The sequence below is a fragment of the Klugiella xanthotipulae genome (genome assembly GCF_006716695.1).
GTDB lineage: Bacteria > Actinomycetota > Actinomycetes > Actinomycetales > Microbacteriaceae > Klugiella > Klugiella xanthotipulae.
On the sequence record NZ_VFPN01000002.1, the window covers coordinates 658,962 to 676,533 of the forward strand.

The 17,572-nt window shown below is 64.5% G+C and carries 13 protein-coding genes, 1 tRNA gene and 1 other RNA gene; 7 read left to right on the plus strand and 8 right to left on the minus strand.

The genetic code is table 11. The annotated features are described in order from the left end of the window. Window positions 1–68: 68 nt before the first annotated feature. The 3 genes from FB466_RS08955 (at window position 69) to FB466_RS08965 (ending at window position 4,413) form a co-directional block, all read left to right on the plus strand. The gene (locus FB466_RS08955; protein WP_141917734.1) at window positions 69–2,651 is read left to right on the plus strand and encodes a transglycosylase domain-containing protein; all 2,583 of its coding nucleotides are present in this window, start codon (window positions 69–71) and stop codon (window positions 2,649–2,651) included. After that, a complete protein-coding gene (locus FB466_RS08960; protein ID WP_425460903.1) occupies window positions 2,642–3,604 on the plus strand; it encodes a metallophosphoesterase in 963 nt (320 codons plus the stop codon). The genes FB466_RS08955 and FB466_RS08960 overlap by 10 nt, the downstream gene beginning before the upstream one ends. Before the next feature lie 188 nt (window positions 3,605–3,792). Next, window positions 3,793–4,413, plus strand: a complete 621-nt coding sequence (locus FB466_RS08965; protein ID WP_141917736.1) for a hypothetical protein — start codon at window positions 3,793–3,795, stop codon at window positions 4,411–4,413. Here FB466_RS08965 and FB466_RS08970 read toward each other — a convergent pair. The 7 genes from FB466_RS08970 to ffs all read right to left on the minus strand — a co-directional run bounded on the left by FB466_RS08970 (window position 4,410) and on the right by ffs (window position 13,414). Continuing rightward, window positions 4,410–5,471: an aspartate-semialdehyde dehydrogenase gene (locus FB466_RS08970; RefSeq protein WP_141917737.1), complete on the minus strand. Its 1,062-nt coding sequence runs from the start codon at window positions 5,469–5,471 to the stop codon at window positions 4,410–4,412. The two genes, FB466_RS08965 and FB466_RS08970, sit on opposite strands and share 4 nt — an antisense overlap. 85 nt (window positions 5,472–5,556) lie before the next feature. Further along, on the minus strand, window positions 5,557–6,834 hold the full coding sequence (locus FB466_RS08975; RefSeq protein ID WP_141917739.1) for an aspartate kinase: 1,278 nt from the start codon (window positions 6,832–6,834) through the stop codon (window positions 5,557–5,559). A 136-nt stretch (window positions 6,835–6,970) separates the two neighbouring features. Further along, a complete protein-coding gene (gene recR, locus FB466_RS08980) occupies window positions 6,971–7,567 on the minus strand; it encodes a recombination mediator RecR (protein ID WP_141917740.1) in 597 nt (198 codons plus the stop codon). Between the two features lie 2 nt (window positions 7,568–7,569). After that, entirely contained in the window at window positions 7,570–9,849 is a 2,280-nt protein-coding gene (locus tag FB466_RS08985) for a DNA polymerase III subunit gamma and tau (RefSeq protein WP_141917742.1), read from the minus strand. Between the two features lie 57 nt (window positions 9,850–9,906). Beyond that, complete coding sequence (locus FB466_RS08990; protein ID WP_141917744.1) at window positions 9,907–11,106, minus strand: acetate/propionate family kinase; 1,200 nt, start codon at window positions 11,104–11,106, stop codon at window positions 9,907–9,909. A gap of 6 nt (window positions 11,107–11,112) precedes the next feature. Then, the gene (gene pta / locus FB466_RS08995) at window positions 11,113–13,230 is read right to left on the minus strand and encodes a phosphate acetyltransferase (RefSeq protein ID WP_141917745.1); all 2,118 of its coding nucleotides are present in this window, start codon (window positions 13,228–13,230) and stop codon (window positions 11,113–11,115) included. An 87-nt stretch (window positions 13,231–13,317) separates the two neighbouring features. After that, window positions 13,318–13,414, minus strand: an RNA gene (gene ffs, locus FB466_RS09000) — signal recognition particle sRNA small type. A gap of 179 nt (window positions 13,415–13,593) precedes the next feature. Between ffs and FB466_RS09005 the strand changes: the two genes are divergently transcribed. From FB466_RS09005 to FB466_RS09015, 3 genes are all read left to right on the plus strand, one after another. Continuing rightward, window positions 13,594–13,681, plus strand: a tRNA-Ser gene (locus FB466_RS09005). A 478-nt stretch (window positions 13,682–14,159) separates the two neighbouring features. Beyond that, window positions 14,160–14,798 carry a lipase gene (locus FB466_RS09010; RefSeq protein WP_246054594.1) on the plus strand — a complete coding sequence of 213 codons (639 nt, stop codon included), beginning with the start codon at window positions 14,160–14,162 and terminating at the stop codon, window positions 14,796–14,798. A 174-nt stretch (window positions 14,799–14,972) separates the two neighbouring features. Next, a complete protein-coding gene (locus tag FB466_RS09015) occupies window positions 14,973–15,485 on the plus strand; it encodes a GNAT family N-acetyltransferase (protein WP_141917749.1) in 513 nt (170 codons plus the stop codon). A 20-nt stretch (window positions 15,486–15,505) separates the two neighbouring features. On the opposite strand, the gene FB466_RS09020 is transcribed toward FB466_RS09015, so the two are convergent. Beyond that, on the minus strand, window positions 15,506–16,300 hold the full coding sequence (locus FB466_RS09020; protein ID WP_141917750.1) for a hypothetical protein: 795 nt from the start codon (window positions 16,298–16,300) through the stop codon (window positions 15,506–15,508). A 146-nt stretch (window positions 16,301–16,446) separates the two neighbouring features. Between FB466_RS09020 and FB466_RS09025 the strand changes: the two genes are divergently transcribed. Continuing rightward, on the plus strand, window positions 16,447–17,565 hold the full coding sequence (locus tag FB466_RS09025) for a hypothetical protein (RefSeq protein ID WP_141917752.1): 1,119 nt from the start codon (window positions 16,447–16,449) through the stop codon (window positions 17,563–17,565). Window positions 17,566–17,572: the final 7 nt, after the last annotated feature.

Sequence of the window (17,572 nt, forward strand, 5' to 3'; positions counted from 1 at the left end):
ACGTCAACGCGCGGTTCAGCGCGCCGCTCATGGGTTGTTTTTCAGATTTGTCACCTATCGTAATTGATATGACTGGTTTAGGTTCTTCCTCCAAGCGCGCCCAAAAGGGCGGCGCGCGCCCCGTCACTCCCCGCACCTTTAACAGTGCCGTGGGTGGCGTCCTGGGCGTTGTCGCTATGAGCGCCGTCGCCGGCGTGCTCGTGAGCGCCAGTGTGCTCCCGGTTGTTGCCGTCACCAGCAGCGCAACCGACACGGCCATCAGCGTCTTCGATAACCTACCCGAGATCCTGAAGATTGAAGACCTGGCCCAGCCATCAAATCTCTACGCCAAGCAGGGCGATGAAAACGTGCGGATTGCCACGTTCTATGTGCAGGACCGCGTGGAGGTTGGCTGGGACGAAATCTCCCAGTACGCCAAGGATGCCGCAATCGCGACCGAAGATCCGCGCTTCTACGAGCACGGCGGCGTGGATATGATCTCGATGAGCCGAGCCATGCTCACCAACACGTTTAGCTCAGCTCAGACGAGTGGTGCCTCCACCATCACCATGCAGTACGTTAAGAACGTCCTGGTACAGGAGGCCGAAGCTAAGCTCAACAAAGAGGAGCGCGACGCGGCCTACGACGAGGCGACAAGCCAGACCCCCGACCGCAAGCTCAAAGAAATGAAGCTTGCGGTGGAGGTCGAGAAGAAGTACAGCAAAGACCAGATCCTGCAGGGCTACCTGAATATTGCCCTCTTCGGCCGCACCATCTACGGTATTGAGGCGGCAGCCTCGTACTACTTCAACGTGAGCGCCAAGGATCTCACGCTGCCTCAGGCCGCGAGCCTGATCGCCACGGTCAATAACCCCGCCAAGCTACAGATTGACAAGGCCGAGAATATTCCGGCCAATAAGGGCCGCCGCGACATGATCCTGGGCGATATGCTCAAGCACACGAAGATCACCCAGGCCGAGTATGACGAGGCAATCGCCACGGAGGTTGTGCCCGACATCCACGTCAAACAGAGCGGTTGTAGCGTAGCTGGTCCCCTCGCGTTCTTCTGCGACTACGTGAGCAGGGCCATCCGCCACGACGAGAGCTTTGGCAACACTCCCGAAGAACGCTGGTTTAAGTTCCGCCGCGGCGGGCTCAATATCTACACGAGCATCGACCTGGATGTCCAGGGTGCCGCCCAGACCGCCATGGCGGCAAATGTCGCCGCCCAGATGGAGGGCATTGACGTGGGGTCCGCGGCCATTACGGTGGAGAACGGCACGGGGCGCATCCTCGCGATGACCCAAAATAAGCCCTATAACGACGATCCAGAGGTGCTCAACGCCAATCCGGGTGCCTATACGGCGGTGAACTACAACACCGACGTAGACTATGGCGGCTCCTCCGGTTTCCAGGTGGGATCAACCTATAAGGCGTTTACCCTCGCCGAGTGGATCCGCACGGGCCACTCCGTGCGAGACAGTGTGGATACCACCCCCGGTGCCGTCAACCAGGCACAGTTTAAGGCCAGCTGTAAACCCGGGGGCGTCGCCGACTACGGCTCGTTTAAGTTCGATAACGCCACCAGGGCCAAAGGGGTAAAAACCGTTCTTGAGGCCACCGCACAGTCTATTAACGGTGGGTTTGTTTCGATGGCCAAGAAGATGGACCTGTGTGACATCACCAAGATGGCGACCGACCTCGGCGTGCACCGCGCTGCCTACAACAACGCGGGCACCAACAAGCTCGTGAACAATCTCAGCTCGGTCTACGGCGGTACCGATGAGATCGCCCCGCTCACGATGGCGCTGGCCTACTCGGCGTTTGGCTCCGACGGCAAGGTCTGCGAACCCAACGCAATCGACAGCATCACCAACTCGGCCGGCAAGGAGGTTCCCTTCACCAAGGGGAGCTGCCGACAGGGTATCGAGCCGCGCGTGGCCGCCGGGGTGGCCTATGCGCTCCAGTACTCCGTGACGAACGGTCTCGCTAGATCGGCGGCACTCAGCAGCTACGGCATCCCACACTTTGCCAAGACCGGTACCACCAACAACTACTGGGACAACTGGGTGATTGGCGGCAGCAGTAAGGCCACAACCGCCATCTGGGTGGGTAACGCCACGGGCAAGGTGGATACCCGCCGCTATCCCGGACTCGAAACCTCCAAAAACAGGATGTTCCGCGCCATTATGGATGTAGCCGACGTCAAGTTTGGCGGCGAACAATTTGCCACGGCCGACTCGAAGGCGCTCAACGTCAAAACCACGGCCGTGCCCGACACGACCGGCCTGGAGTTTGATAAGGCCCAGGCCCTGCTCACCAACCTCGGCTTCACCGTCGCGGACGGCGGTGAGGACGACTCAGAGCAGCCCGCCGGTATGGTGGCCCGCACCGATCCGGCCGCGGGTTCCGCCCTCTCGGACGGCTCAGCCGTGACCATCTTCCGAAGTAACGGCAGCATGAAAAATATCCCGGCGGTCTCCGGCACCTACAAAGACGCCGTGCAAACGCTGCGCACCAACGGCTTTGCCACCGTGCAGGCGCAGTGCGACAACACGAGCGACAAGGTCCCAGCCAACCGCAACGATCGAACGGTCACGGGGACCAGCCCCGCCGCGGGCACCGCCGCCAAAGAGACCAACTCGGTCACGATCATTATTAAGTGTTCCTAGTGCCGGAACGTGCGGCACCGCGTCGCCACCACCCCCTCGCCACCGCCGCCCGCGGCGTCGTGGCCGCGGGGGTGGCCGCCGCTGTCTGGGGAACGCTGATTGAGCGGCAGCTCTTCACGCTGCGACACGTCACCATGCCCGTGCTGCCAGCCGGGCAGGGGCCCCTGCGGATGCTACAGCTCTCCGACCTGCACCTGGCCCCGTGGCAGTCGCGTAAGCAACGCTGGGTGCGTTCGCTCGCGGCCCTCGCCCCCGACCTCGTTATCAACAGCGGCGACAACGCCGGGCACGAGCAGGCTCTCTTCGCACTCCGACACGCACTCGAACCGTTTGCGGGGATTCCCGGCGTGTTTGTCCACGGGTCCAACGACTACTACGGACCCATGCTGAAGAACCCACTGCGCTACCTCCGAGAGCCCAGCCAGAAGTCCACCCGGACCCCCAACCTTGACAACGAGGCGCTCACCCACTTTTTTATGGATGACCTGGGCTGGCTCAACCTGAACAACTCGGCCGCCCGCCTCACGGTGGCCGACAGCATCCTGGAATGCGTCGGCCTCAACGACCCACATATCGGCTACGACCGAGCCGACCAGATGGCGGCACAGCTTGCAGAGGTGCGCGCGGAACCCGCCGCGGGCCCCGTGACCACCCTCGGGCTCGTCCACGCGCCCTACCGGAGCGCCCTCAACACCCTGGTGGATGCGGGGGCCACCGCGCTCATCGCCGGTCACACCCACGGCGGTCAGGTGTGCATCCCGGGATATGGAGCGCTCACCACCAACTGCGACCTGCCGCGCGACCAGGCCAAGGGTCTCTCCACCTGGCAACACAATCGGCGCGCCGCCTTCCTGAACGTGAGCGCCGGGCTCGGGCACTCCATCTACGCCCCCGTGCGCTTCGCCTGCCGACCCGAAGCCACGCTCATCACGCTGGTACCCGCAGTTCTGTAGCCTCCAGACCATCAACCGGCAGGACATCCCAAAATTGGCATGCCCAAAACCCCCAAATAATAATCAGGTCACCGTATACTTGATCCTGTCTGAAATTGACGGCGGCGCTTGATGGGGCGGACCGCTACCGTCAGATGCTCGCCACAGCCACGCCGACGCCCCCGTACTCTGAGGACGGGTGCCGTATCGTGCGAAAGCTTCTCCACGGGTGGGTGCCCGCCGCCCTCGTGACGCTGGGACTGTTCTCCGCCTGGGCCATGGTGCTCATCCTGCAAACACCGCTCCTCTTCGCGGTGGCCTCCGAGGGCAACGGGCACTGGCTGACGCCCACCGGCACGAGTGAGGCCATCCGTATCCTGCTCCTCGCCCTCGTCTCGGTGATCCTCGCGACGGTCGGCGGCTACCTCTCCCGCAAGTCCTGGCCGTTCCGGCTGTCCCGGCGCGGGGTTATCATCGCCTTTACACTGTTGGCCGTGATGTTCTGCGCCGCCAATCTGGTGGCGCTGCTTGCCACCGAGTCGCTGCTCTCAGCCGCGAGCGCCACAGCCAGCGCCACCCCAGCGGGCGGACAGGGCGGCACCGGCATCCCCTCAAGCGGGCTCACGATTTCGGCGTTCCTGTTACCCCTCACGATGCTCGCCCCGCCGCTGACCGCCCTCGTGGGCGTCGCCGTCTGTATCGAGGGAAAGCAGGGCCGCTACACCGCCATTCGCACGGCCAAGCTGGCCGCCAAGTGGGCACTCTCGGTGCACTTCGTGGCGGGGCTCCTGCTGGCGCTGTGCTTCTTTCTGCGGCTCCTGACTCCCTAGCCGCGCGCGACCACGAGCTCGGCGATCTGCACCGCATTGAGCGCTGCGCCCTTGCGCAGGTTATCGCTCGACACGAACAGGCACAGGCCGTTGCCATCCGCCGTGGACTGATCCTCCCGGATGCGACCCACGATTGTGGGGTCGCCACCGGCCGCATCGAGCGGCGTGGGAACATCGCTCAGCAGGACGCCGGGGGCGGAAGCGAGCAGTTCGATGGCGCGCTCGGGGCTGAGCGGGCGGGCAAACTCCGCGTTGATTGACAGCGAGTGGCCGGTGAACACGGGAACACGCACACAGGTGCCCGAGACGCGCAGATCCGGGATCTCCAGGATGCGACGGCTCTCGTTGCGCAGCTTCTTCTCCTCGTCGGTCTCACCCAAACCATCATCAACAATCGACCCGGCGAGGGGCACCACGTCAAACGCGATGGGCTTCACATACGTCGCGGGAGCGGGGAAGGTGACGGCCCGACCATCGTGCACCAGGCGGGTCAGGTCTCCCTGCTCCACCGCCGCGCGCACCTGACCGGCGAGTTCCTCCGCACCAGCAAGACCCGAGCCGGACACCGCCTGGAAGGTGGTGATGACGAGCCGGACAAGCTCGGCATCCTGATGCAGCACCTTGAGCGCGGGCATGGCCGCCATCGTGGTGCAGTTGGGGTTGGCGATGATGCCCGTGACCGCCTCGGCAATCGCGTGCGGGTTGACCTCACTCACGATCAGCGGCACCTGCGGGTCCATCCGCCAGGCACTCGAATTGTCGATCACAATCGCGCCAGCCTCCGCGAAGCGCGGGGCGTGAGCACGCGAACCCGTGGCCCCGGCCGAGAACAGGGCGATGTGCACACCGGCGGGGTCGGCCGTGGCGACATCCTCCACCGTGACCTCCGCACCGCGGAAGGCGAGGGTTGTACCGGCCGAGCGGGCCGTGGCAAACAGTCGCAGGGTACCGACGGGGAAGTTGCGCTCCTCCAACAGGCGCAGCATCACGGCACCCACCTGGCCGGTGGCCCCCACGATTGCGACGGTGGGCAGGGCGGGTACGGCTGAGTTAGTCATGGGTATCCTCGAATCTCTCCGCCCCTCGGGCGGGTAACGTTGCAAAAGTCGGGATGCGCGGCGGCACCCCCGGAAAATGCGGTGCCTAGCGCCCCGTGCCCGCGTGCACCACGGCAACCTCGTCGCCGTCGAGGCCAAACGCGGTGTGCAGCACCCGTGCAGCCTCATTGAGGCTATCGGCCCGGGTGACCACCGAGATACGAATCTCGCTCGTCGAGATCATCTCGATGTTGATCCCGGCTTCAAAGAGGGAGCGGAAGATTTTGGCAGAGACGCCCGCGTTGGTGCGCATCCCGGCCCCCACCACCGCGAGCTTGCCGATCTGGTCGTCGTATTGCAGACTCAGAAACTCCACGGATGCGCGTTCCGCTTCCAGCGCGCCGATGACGCGCGCGCCGTCGCCGCTGGGCAGCGTGAACGAGATGTCGGTACGCCCCGTAGCCGCCTCCGACACGTTCTGCACGATCATGTCGATGTTGGCATTTGTCTTGGCGACGATCTCAAAAATCTCGGCGGCCTTACCCGGGATGTCGGGGACGCCAACAACCGTCACCTTCGCCTCGCCGGTGTCCGTTGCAATACCGGTGATGATGGGCTCTTCCACGTTGCCTCCGTTCGGGATGCCGTCTTCGGGGTTGTAAACGATGGTGCCCTCGTTGCTGTTGAACGAGGAGCGGACGTGCAGCTTGACCCCGTGACGGCGGGCATATTCCACTGCGCGAATATACAAGACTTTGGCACCGGAGGCGGCCAGTTCTAGCATTTCTTCGTTGGTAATGAAGTCAATTTTCTTGGCCTGGGGCACGACACGAGGGTCGGAGGTGAAGATACCGTCAACATCCGTATAGATTTCGCACACATCGGCGCGCAGCGCGGCGGCCAGCGCGACGGCGGTGGTATCAGAACCACCACGGCCCAGCGTGGTGATGTCGCCCGTGTGGCGATTAAACCCTTGGAACCCGGCGACAATGGCCACGGCCCCCTGGTCGAGGGCGGCGCGAACCCGCTTGGGTGTGACATCAACGATGCGGGCGGCACCGTGCGTGGCATCCGTAATCATGCCGGCCTGGCTGCCTGTGAAGGACAGGGCCTCGTGGCCCATCCCCTTAATCGCCATGGCCAGAAGCGCCATAGAAATGCGTTCGCCCGCGGTCAGCAGCATATCGAGCTCCCGCGGGGCGGGGATCGGCGAAACCGCGTTAGCGAGGTCAAGCAGATCGTCGGTGGTGTCTCCCATGGCGGATACGGCGACCACCACGTCGTTTCCAGCGCGGCGGGTGTCCACGATTCGCTTGGCGACGCGCTTGATGCTCTCGGCATCCGACACGGATGACCCGCCAAACTTCTGCACAATTAATGCCATGTGACCCTCTCCGGCTCAATAACAGGGGGAAGACGCCCGAAAACTTATCTTACGACACCCCGCAGGCGGGGTGCGCATATGTGTCGCCGTACCGTTTCTCTGCGGAAACGGTACGGCGGGCAGGCGTTGCGCCAGCCTAGCTGACCGTGAGACGGCCCTCGAAGGCCCGGCCGAGGGTAATCTCGTCGGCAAATTCGAGATCGCCTCCCACGGGCAGACCCGAGGCGAGCCGTGAGACGGGCACCTCCAGCGTCTTCAGCAACCGCGTGAGGTAGGTGGCGGTGGCCTCCCCCTCCAGGTTGGGATCGGTGGCGAGGATGACCTCGCGCACCTCCGTGTCGGCGAGGCGACGCATCAACTGGGTAATGTTGAGATCGTCCGGTCCGACACCGTCGATGGGGCTGATGGCCCCACCCAGAACATGGTACAGCCCCCGGAACTGCCGCGTGCGCTCAATGGCGACAACGTCTTTGGGCTCCTCGACGACACAGATGAGACCGGCATCCCGGCGGGCATCCCGGCAGATAGAGCACAGCTCCTGCTCGGAAACGTTGCCGCACTGGGTGCAGAAACGCACCCGCTCGCGCACCGTGGCGAGGAGTTCGGCGAGGCGGGTGACATCGGCGCTCTGCGATTGCACGATGTGGAAGGTGATGCGCTGGGCCGATTTGGGGCCAATGCCGGGCAGACGGCCGAACTCGTCAATCAGATCCTGGATGATGCCCTCGTACACGGTTAGTACCCCTTACCCTCGGGATACGCGCGCTCTTCGAGGAACGTGGCCCCCAATACCTCGCGCACCACGGACTCGCCGTAGCGCGTGCTGGTGGCCGGGGCGTCACCGCCGAAGGAGGGACCGGACGCGGCCGGGGTCGATACCGGACGCGGAGCCGGGGTCTCCTCGGGCGGCGGCGGGGCCCACTCGTCATCCGGCGGGGGAACCTCATCCTCGGCGACAGCCTCGGGCTCGGGGTCGGCCGGAGCGGCGGGCACCTCACGGCCGAGGCGCGGCGGAAACTCCATCCCGGCGGGCGGCGGTGTGACCGCCTGCGACGGGGTGACGGATTCGCTCGGGGGGGCCGGCGGGGAGACCGGAGTCGCCGCGCCACCGGGGATGGCAACGGTGTGCCACTCGGTCACAGGGGCAGCGGGGCGGGCGGGGGCGGCCACGGTGGTGGTGGCCAGACTCGCCGAGGCACTGGTGCGGGCGGTGGGGGTCTCGGTAACCGGCGGCTCTGTGGCAGGCGGCTCTGCGGCAGGCGGCTCTGCGGCAGTCGGTTCCTCGGCAGGCGGCTGCGCGGTGGGCGGAGCGGAGACAGCAGCGGTACCCGGTCCATCCACCCGGGCAACAAAACGTACCCGCAGGCCGAGGACGGTTTGGATCGCACCGCGTAGTTGCTCGCTCACGCTTGACGCACCGGTGCTGCCCCCGCGGAAACTCGCCACATCGTTGGCGCTCGGAAAGGACAGGGTGAGGATATCGCCCTCCAGGCTGCGCACCGTTGCAGTGTACGCGGCCATCCAGGAGCGTCGATCAGCCGTCATCAGCACGTCGAGGATTTCCTGCCACGAGTTTTTCATCTGGTCGAGAGAGACCGTGCCAAGAGGACCGCTCTCGGGTGACGCCGGGCGGGTGGGCTGGGCCTCTGCGGAAGCAACAGTCTCAGCGGGGGTCGCCTCCGCCGAAGCGGACGGCTCGGCGACGGCCGGGGGCGACGGCTGCCTCTCGGGTGTGACCGATGCCTCTCGCACCGGCTCGGTTCGCACCGGCTCGGCCCGGGACGCTACCGCAGCACTCTCCGCGGCGGGTCTCCCCGCGGGGGGAGCAGCGGAGGCTCCCCCGGCATCCGTTACCCCAATGCGGCGTTCCAGCCGCTCCAGCCGGGTGAGCGCGCCGCGTTCGGCGTCGGTAATACTCGGCACGAGGGCGCGGGCGACCATAAACTCCAGGTGCAGGCGCGGGGAGGTGGCCCCGGTCATATCGTTGAGGGTCTTATTGACCACATCGGCGGTACGGGACAGTTCGGCGGGACCAAACACGGCGGCCTGGTCACTCATCCGCTGCAACTCGTCTTCGGGTACACCACGCAAGACGGCTGCGGCACCGGCAGGGCCGGTGGCCGACACCACGATCAGATCGCGCAGACGCTCCAGCAGGTCCTCCACAAAGCGACGCGGGTCCTGACCCGTCTGCACCACCCGGTCAACCGCGGCAAACGCCGCCGAGCCGTCATGTCCGCCGAGGGCCTCGATCACATCGTCAAGCAGACCCGTATGCGTAAAACCCAGCAGGCCCACCGCGCGCTCGTACTCCACCACGGTACCCTCGGAACCGGCGATCAGCTGGTCCACAAGAGAAAGCGTGTCTCGGGCTGAGCCACCGCCCGCGCGCACGGCGAGAGACAACACGCCCGGCTCGGTCGTCACCCCCTCGCTCTCGCACAGGGTCTGTACGTAGTCGAGCAGTTCCCCCGGAGGGATCAGACGGAAGGGGTAGTGGTGGGTGCGCGAGCGGATCGTGCCGATCACTTTCTCGGGCTCGGTCGTGGCGAAGATGAACTTCACATGCTCCGGCGGCTCCTCCACGATCTTCAGCAGGGCGTTGAACCCGCCCGCCGTGACCATGTGGGCCTCGTCGATGATAAAAATCTTGTAGCGGTCGCGGGCCGGGGCAAACACGGCCCGCTCTCGGATGTCGCGGGCATCGTCCACGCCACCGTGGCTGGCAGCGTCAATCTCGACAACATCCAGCGACCCGCCACCCTGGCGGCTCAGCTCCACACAGCTCGGGCACACCCCGCACGGGGTATCGGTGGGGCCCTCGGCACAGTTGAGACAACGCGCAAGAATGCGGGCCGAGGTGGTCTTGCCACAGCCGCGCGGACCGCTGAACAGATAGGCGTGGTTGACCCGGTTGGTGCGCAGCGCGGTCATCAGCGGCGCCGTCACCTGCGATTGACCGATCATTTCGGCAAAATTCTCTGGCCGATAACGGCGATACAGTGCGGTAGCCACCCGGCAATTGTACTCTGAGCGGGCCTCAGCAGGTACCCGAATGCCCGGCTAGCGCTCCTACTCGGCGACCCCGGTGATGGTCTCGACGGTCTGCCTGGCGATCTCCAGCTCCTCGTCTGTTGGCACCACGAGAACCGCGATGGGCGAGTCGTCCGTCGAGATCCGACGCGGGCCGGTGTTGGGCAAGGCGTTGCGCTCACGATCCAGACGGATGCCCAGCCACTCCAAGCCAGCCAAGACCTCCTGCCGGATCTCGGGGCCGTTCTCGCCAATGCCCGCCGTAAAAGTGATCACATCGGCCCCACCCAGGTGAACCAGGTAGGCACCCAGGTAGTGCCGAATGCGACGCACATACACGTCAAGCGCGAGGACGGCGTGGGCCTCACCCGCGTCGGCGAGCCGATGCACATCTCGCATATCACCCGTGCCCGCAAGGCCCAACATGCCGCTGCCTCGGTTGAGTAGGGTGTCGAGCTCGTCGATGCTCAGGTGGGCGTGGCGGGCGAGGTGGAAGAGGGCAGAGGGGTCAACATCCCCGGACCGGGTACCCATCACGAGACCCTGCAGCGGAGTCATCCCCATTGAGGTGTCCTGCGAGACGCCGCCGACAATTGCACAGGCGGAGGCACCATTCCCCAGGTGCAACACGATCTGCTTGAGTTCTGCATTGGGGCGGCCCACGAAGCGGGCGGCCTCTTCCGAGACAAACTTGTGCGATGTGCCGTGGAAGCCGTACTTACGCACGCGGTGTTTCTCGGCCAACTCGCGATCAATCGCGTAGGTGTATGCCTCGGCAGGCATGGTCTGGTGGAAGGCAGTGTCGAAGACGGCCACCTGCGGTACCGAGGGAAACGCGAGGCGGGCAGCCACGATGCCCTGGTGGTTGGCCGGGTTGTGCAGCGGGGCGAGGTCGGCGAGGTCGGCAATATTCCAGGCTACGTCGTCATCAATCACGGTCGGCGCGAAGAAGCGCTTGCCGCCGTGCACCACACGGTGACCCACAGCCACAATCGGCATCTCGCTCAGGTCGCTGTCGGCCGCCGCAAAGGCCGCCATCATCAGCGCAAAGCCGGCGGTGTGATCGGGGATCGGGTGCGCCAGCTCCGACGTTCCCTCGTCGGTCTGATGCACCGCCCGACCCATCGGTTCGCCGATCCGCTCCACAAGCCCAGAGGCCACGCGACGCTCGGTGCTCATCTCGATCAGCTGGTATTTAAAGGATGAGGATCCACTGTTCACGACGAGAACACAATTCATGGGGGCCTACTCTCCGCTATCTGCCTGAATCGCGGTGATCGCGACCGTGTTAAGGATGTCCTGCACAAGGGCCCCGCGCGAGAGGTCGTTGACCGGCTTGCGCAAACCCTGAAGCACCGGCCCCACCGCCACGGCGTTGGCCGAGCGCTGCACCGCCTTATAGGTGTTGTTTCCCGTGTTGAGGTCGGGGAAGATGAACACGGTCGCACGGCCAGCCACCGGAGAACCGGGCATTTTAGCGGCGGCGACGGCAGCATCCGCGGCAGCGTCGTACTGGATGGGACCCTCGACGAGCAGATCGGGGCGACGCTCACGCACGATGCGGGTGGCCTCGCGCACCTTCTCAACGTCGGCCCCCGAACCAGACTCGCCGGTGGAGTAGGAGAGCATGGCCACGCGCGGTTCGATCCCGAACTGCGCGGCGGTTGCTGCGGAGGAGATGGCGATATCGGCCAGTTGGTCGGCCGTGGGGTCGGGGTTGACGGCGCAGTCGCCGTAGACGAGCACACGATCAGCGAGAGCCATCAGAAAAACGCTCGACACGATCGACACCTCGGGCTCCGTCTTGATGATCTCGAAGCTGGGCCGGATGGTGTGCGCCGTGGTGTGCGCGGCCCCTGACACCATGCCGTCGGCGAGACCCAGATGCACCATCATGGTGCCGAAGTAGGAGACATCGGTCAGGATATCGAGGGCCTTCTCCACGGTCATCCCCTTGTGGGCCCGCAGCAGGGTGTATTCGCGGGCAAACTCGGGCAGGAGCTCGGAGGTGGTCGGGTCGATCACCTCGGCCCCCTCGATGTCGAGGCCGAGCGCGGCGGCGCGGCGGCGCACCTCCTCCGGGTTGCCAAGGATCGTGAGGCGCACAACGGCCCGCTTGATCAGGGTGCTCGCGGCCCGCAGAATCCGGTCGTCAGACCCCTCGGGCAGCACGATGTGCTTATTGGCGATACGAGCGCGCTCAAAAATGCCATACGCAAACATAATCGGGGTGACAACCGAGGAGGCGTGCACCTGGAGGGCATCCACTAGAACCCGGGTGTCTACATGCTGTTCAAAAAGGGCGAGCGCGTTGTCGAACTTGCCGGGTGAATCGGCGGCGAGGCGACCACGCGTATTGGTGATGCGCAGGGCTGTGTCGTAGGTGCCCAGGCTGGTCAGGATGACGGGCAGCGGCGAATCCACGCCGTCAAGCAGGCTGGTGACACTCTCGGACAGCTCAAACCCACCGTTCAGGATGACCCCCGAGAGAGTGGGGAACGTTGCGGAGGCGTTGGCCATGATCACGGCGAGTAACACCTCGGGACGGTCGCCCGGGGTCACGATAATTGACCCCTCCAGGAGCCTCGGCAGCACATTCTCCATCGACATTCCCGCGACCACGATGTTGAGGGCTTCCCGGCCCAGCAACTCGGCATCGCCGCGAATAAGGCGGCCCTCGACCGCCGTCATGACGCTGGCCACGCTGGGTGCCACCAAGAGCCGATCCTCCGGGATGGTCCAGACGGGGACGGTGTGCAGCGGGTGGAGGGCCCGCTCAACGGCGAGATGGATATCGCCCAGGCTGTCGGGGTCGGCGCGGTTGACCGTCACGGCGAGCAGCATGGCGTGCTCGTGCCGCAGTTCACTCGCCGCAATCTCGGCCACGAAATTCATCTCGGCGGCGCTACGCGGCTCGGACTGGCCGAGCATCTCGTTATTGTCCTGGCCCTTGCGTCCACCCAGCACGAGCAGGACGGGGGTGCCGAGGTTGGCTGCGATGCGCGCGTTATAGGAGAGCTCGGTGGGGCTGCCCACATCGGTGTAGTCGGAGCCGATCACGACAACGGCGTCGCTGCGGGCCTCCACGGATTTGAACCGCTCGACGATGCGGGCGAGCGCCTCATCCGGGTCGGCATGGACCTCGTCGTAGGTAACCCCGACGCAATCGTCATAGGGGAGCCCGGCTGTGGCGTGCGAACTGATCATATCGAGCACGTAGTCGCGCTCGGAGGTCGAGCGGGCGATGGGCCGGAAGACGGCCACTCGGGGGGTAGAACGCACGAGCGTGCTGAGAACCCCCAGCGCGACCGTTGATTTTCCGGTGTGCCCCTCGGCGGAGGTGATGTAGATGCTTCGTGCCACGGTGTCCAGCCTATGTATTAGCGCAATTTGTGTCGCGCACCAGGTGAGACGGTGCCGCAGACGTGCCCCACACACCGCCTCGTATATTAAAAAGACTCCTCACGCACCCGCCAGAGCCCGGTTACCCTTGCTACGTTTCCGTCCTGGGGGAGTTGGCCTGGATGGCGCCACGCGAGGAGCCTCACACAGTCTAGCGGATGTTGGCCGAGACGACACAGTCCTGCACACGAGCCATCCGCACAGTGACGACCTCTCCTCTGAGATATCAAGATTTTTGACTACCGGCGACCACTCGGTTGGGATCCTGAGGCAGAACCGGGTAGGATTCATGAGGTTGTTGTGTGTTCGCGCACCTCAGCTGCTGGAGGATTCGCCTAGTGGCCTATGGCGCACGCTTGGAAAGCGTGTTGGGTGCAAGCCCTCAGGGGTTCGAATCCCCTATCCTCCGCCATGCTTCACCCGCCCCGCAGGGATTGACACCACTTCCTGCGGGGTTTTGCATGTGTATCCGCGGCCGGACCCGGGCTGCCTCCGCCGCGGGTGAAGCGGGAGGTTAATTCAGCGTGCGGTGGCACGCACACCATCGGGGACTGGTGCATACTGGGGGTGCTTCCTGAGAGATGCACGTACCATCACACTCCGTCGTGGGATACGCAACGGAGTGTGCGGGTACAGTACCCCGGTCATAGCGTAGTTGCCGTCAACCACAGCGGCACTGCACTGGCACAAACGGTACAGTTTCCAATGAATTCTCACGGGTTTTCCGCGTAATTCCGGGAAAAACCTGTGTTCTCATTGGCAATTTTCAAACGAATAGTACATAGTAATAAAGGCGACCCGGGGGCACGATGCACCCTGAGTCTTTTTTATTAAATCGTTACAACTTATTGAGGATATACAGAGTGAAAGCTAGCGGAAAGAGTGCCATCGTGGCTGTTGTGACAGCCGTCACCTTTGCTCTCACTGCCAGTCCTGCCACCGCCGCTGTATCGTCTGGTTCAGACTTTTTTTCGCTCGACGATGCCGCAGCAGCAGCCTCCGTCACCCAGGCCCTCGACGTCTCCAGCACCACCACAAACTCGGATATCTCCGTTGATTTGGAGACGTTTAACGTCATTGTTGACGGGCTCTCCGCCAACGGCATCTCGTCGGCGGGCCACAACTTCGACGTCCAAGCCACAATTGACCAGGCAATCTCCGAAATCGGCTCCTCGCGCCAGACCGGATGGGGAATGCCCGGCGAATGCATTATCAGCGCTAAGCGTTGGATTCTTGCCGGAGGGGGAAACTGGACCGGGTCCGGCAGCCCCGTGGCCAACTACGTGGGAGCCGCCAAGGTACCCCTCGACCAACTCGCCCCCGGCGATGTCATCCAGTATCAGTACAGCTCGGCCCCAGCCGTGTGGGCGACGGGAGTTCACACCGTCCTGGTCGTCGGGGTCAACGACGACGGCACGCTCAACATCATCGAATCCAATAACCCGGCCGGATCCGGTCGCGTCCAGGCCCAGAAAAACTGGAAACCGCAACCGCCCAGTGACTTCGAAGCGGTGGGCTGGCGTTTCTAAGACCGGTCGGGAATACCCGGCTGGACATCCCGAGCCTCCGCATTCCGCGGGGGTTCTTTTGTGTCTATGCGCGGGGTCAGATGACGAACGGTGTCGCCGCGGGTACGCGATGGTGTCTGGATGCCCGGGATGGATATATTCTGTGAGCGTTAACCCCGCAGAGAAAGTTGTCAGATGTCTATCGAGACCATCGGTTCAGCCGTTGACGAGTGCGTGTATGTCTCCTCGGATGACCCACTCACCCGGCCACTCTTTGCCGAGCTGGAAGAGGAATACGACACCCGCTACGGCGATATGCTCGACGAACCGGCCTCGGTGGAGCTAAACCGCTACCCACACAGCGCGTTCGAACGCCCCGAGGGGGCGTTCCTGCTCATCCTGCGTAGCGGTGAGCCGGTGGCAGGTGGCGGCTATATGCGCCACTCGACGGATACGGCGGAACTCAAACGCATTTGGACGCACCATGCCCACCGCCAGCAGGGACTTGCCCAGCGGGTCGTGCGCGAACTGGAGGCGGAGGCCACGCGTGCGGGATATCGTCACCTCTACCTCACCACGGGACCGCTCCAGCCCGAGGCGCAACACCTCTACCTGCGACTGGGCTACGAGCCGCTCTATGACCTTAACGACCCCCCAACCGAGGTGGGGCTGCACGCGTTTCGGAAGTCGCTGAGGAGTCGCACCTGAGCGGAGCTACCTCGACACGGCTATACCCCCACGGAGGGCGGCGGCTCGATGCTGTCCTCGGGATGGACAAAAACGTAGTTCCCCGCCGCGTCGAGGAAGGGGCGCAGACCGGCGGCAAACGCGGCCACAAAAACCCCCTGGGATTCGGCCCGCAGGCGGGCGGCCTCCGTCGGGCTTTCCCGGCGCAGGGTCTCAAAATCGCGGACCAGTTCCAGCCCGACCGACCCGACCGGTTCGGCGGGCGGATTTCCGGCGAGCGCCCGGCGCACCCGCTGCGAGTTGAGACGCCACCGCACCTCAAAACAGTCGGTGACATCGTCGCCGCTAATCTCGTCGTTTAAGACCCCGTAAAAGTTCGGTAAAAACCGGGCAACCTCGGCACCCAGGCGCACCAGATTGAGGTGGGCGTTTCGTTGCACGAGAGGATCGTAGGTCCAGCGAATTTCCGCGATGCCCTGGTCCATGCAGACGGCGCGCTGAAAAAGCTTCATGGCCCGGCCAATCCCCAGCGACACCACCTCCTCCGCCACGGCTGCCATGTAGGAGTGGGCGTGCAGCCCCTCGTCCCAGCCCAGGAACCCCAGGACGCCGCCCACCGTACTGCCGTCTTCCCGCTCGGCGACGATCACGGTGTTTCCGGCGTAGCCGATGGCCTGCACGAGCGCCGCATCCGGAACTCGACGCTCGCCCCAGGTGCGGCAGAAAAGCTGAACAATCGGTGAGTAGTCGTGGGGCTGCGCGAGATGAACGCGCACGCCGGCCTGCTCGGCGGCAACCTGGGCCAACTCGTAGGCGTTAGAGATAATGCCGTGCACAATTGCCCTCCGCAAACAGATGTGAGTGATGCTCGACTCACCAGAATACCCGCGTGATTCTTCCCCGGCACCCTTTCACCGCTAAAATCGTGGTGTTCGGCGCAGGAAAGCCGCATCGCTACCCCGATCACACAGAGAGAGACACCATGACGCAGATCCCCCCGACCCCCGGCGAACCGTCCGGTACCCCTGTACCGCCCACCCCCGCCGACCCGGGAAATCCGTTTGGGGTGCCACCGGCAGAACCGACCAGCGCGCAGCTCTATGGTGCACCGCCCACCGCGCACGACATCGCGACCGAGTTTGGTGCACCGCCGGCACCACCCACACCACCGGCTGCACCCGCCGAGCCGTTCGGCGCAGCCGTCCCACCGGGCATGCCCTATGGTGCCCCGAGTGGGCCCGGTGCCCCCGGCGTCCCACCGGCCACGGGATACCCGGCCTCACCCGAGTATCCCGGACAGCAGGGGTACCCCGGACAGCAGGGGTATCCCGGAGAGCAAGGGTCCGGCCCGGGCTACCCGGGCGGCCCCGGTCAGCCCGGAAGCCCCGGTCAGCCCAGAGGCAAAAAGTCTTTCCCGGTCTGGGCCTGGTTAGCCATCAGTGCTGCGGCCATCCTGATCGTCATCGGCGGCATCGTTGCGATCTTTTTTGCAGTGCGCTCCACGCTCAATGCCGCGGATACTGGCCCCCAACCCACGGCGACCGCATCCTATGACGACAACACCGCCGACCCGGACGAGACCACCGAGGACGGCCTCGGTGCCGATACCTCAGATCTCAACGCCACACTGACCCCGCCCGGAACCTCCCTGGCGATGGGCGAGAAAGCCACGTTGCCCTTCTCGAGCGGTCTCACCGACGGGGTGGCGGCCCTGGAAGTCGCCATGACACGGGTTGAGCGGGCCCCCGCGGATCAGGCGAAGCTCGTCACGGCCGACGAACCGCAACTCCTCGGCATGGATATCTATTACATTACGGTCGAACTCAAAAACGTTGAGGGCGATGATGTGGGATACGGGTACGGTAATTTCAACCCGGTCGATGCCCAGGGCAATGGGGTCACCCAGGTCTATACCTACAACGATGACGTGGCCTGCGGCGAATCCAGCCTCCCCCGCACGTTTGAGCAGGGCGACGCCGCCACGCTCTGCTTCGTGGCGGCCTCAGCCCCGGGGGGTAACGCGCCCACCGGTATCACCTTCGACGACTTCGATACCTACGACTCCTACGCGGATGAGGGCGTTACCTGGCAGAAGAAGTAGGCGGCGA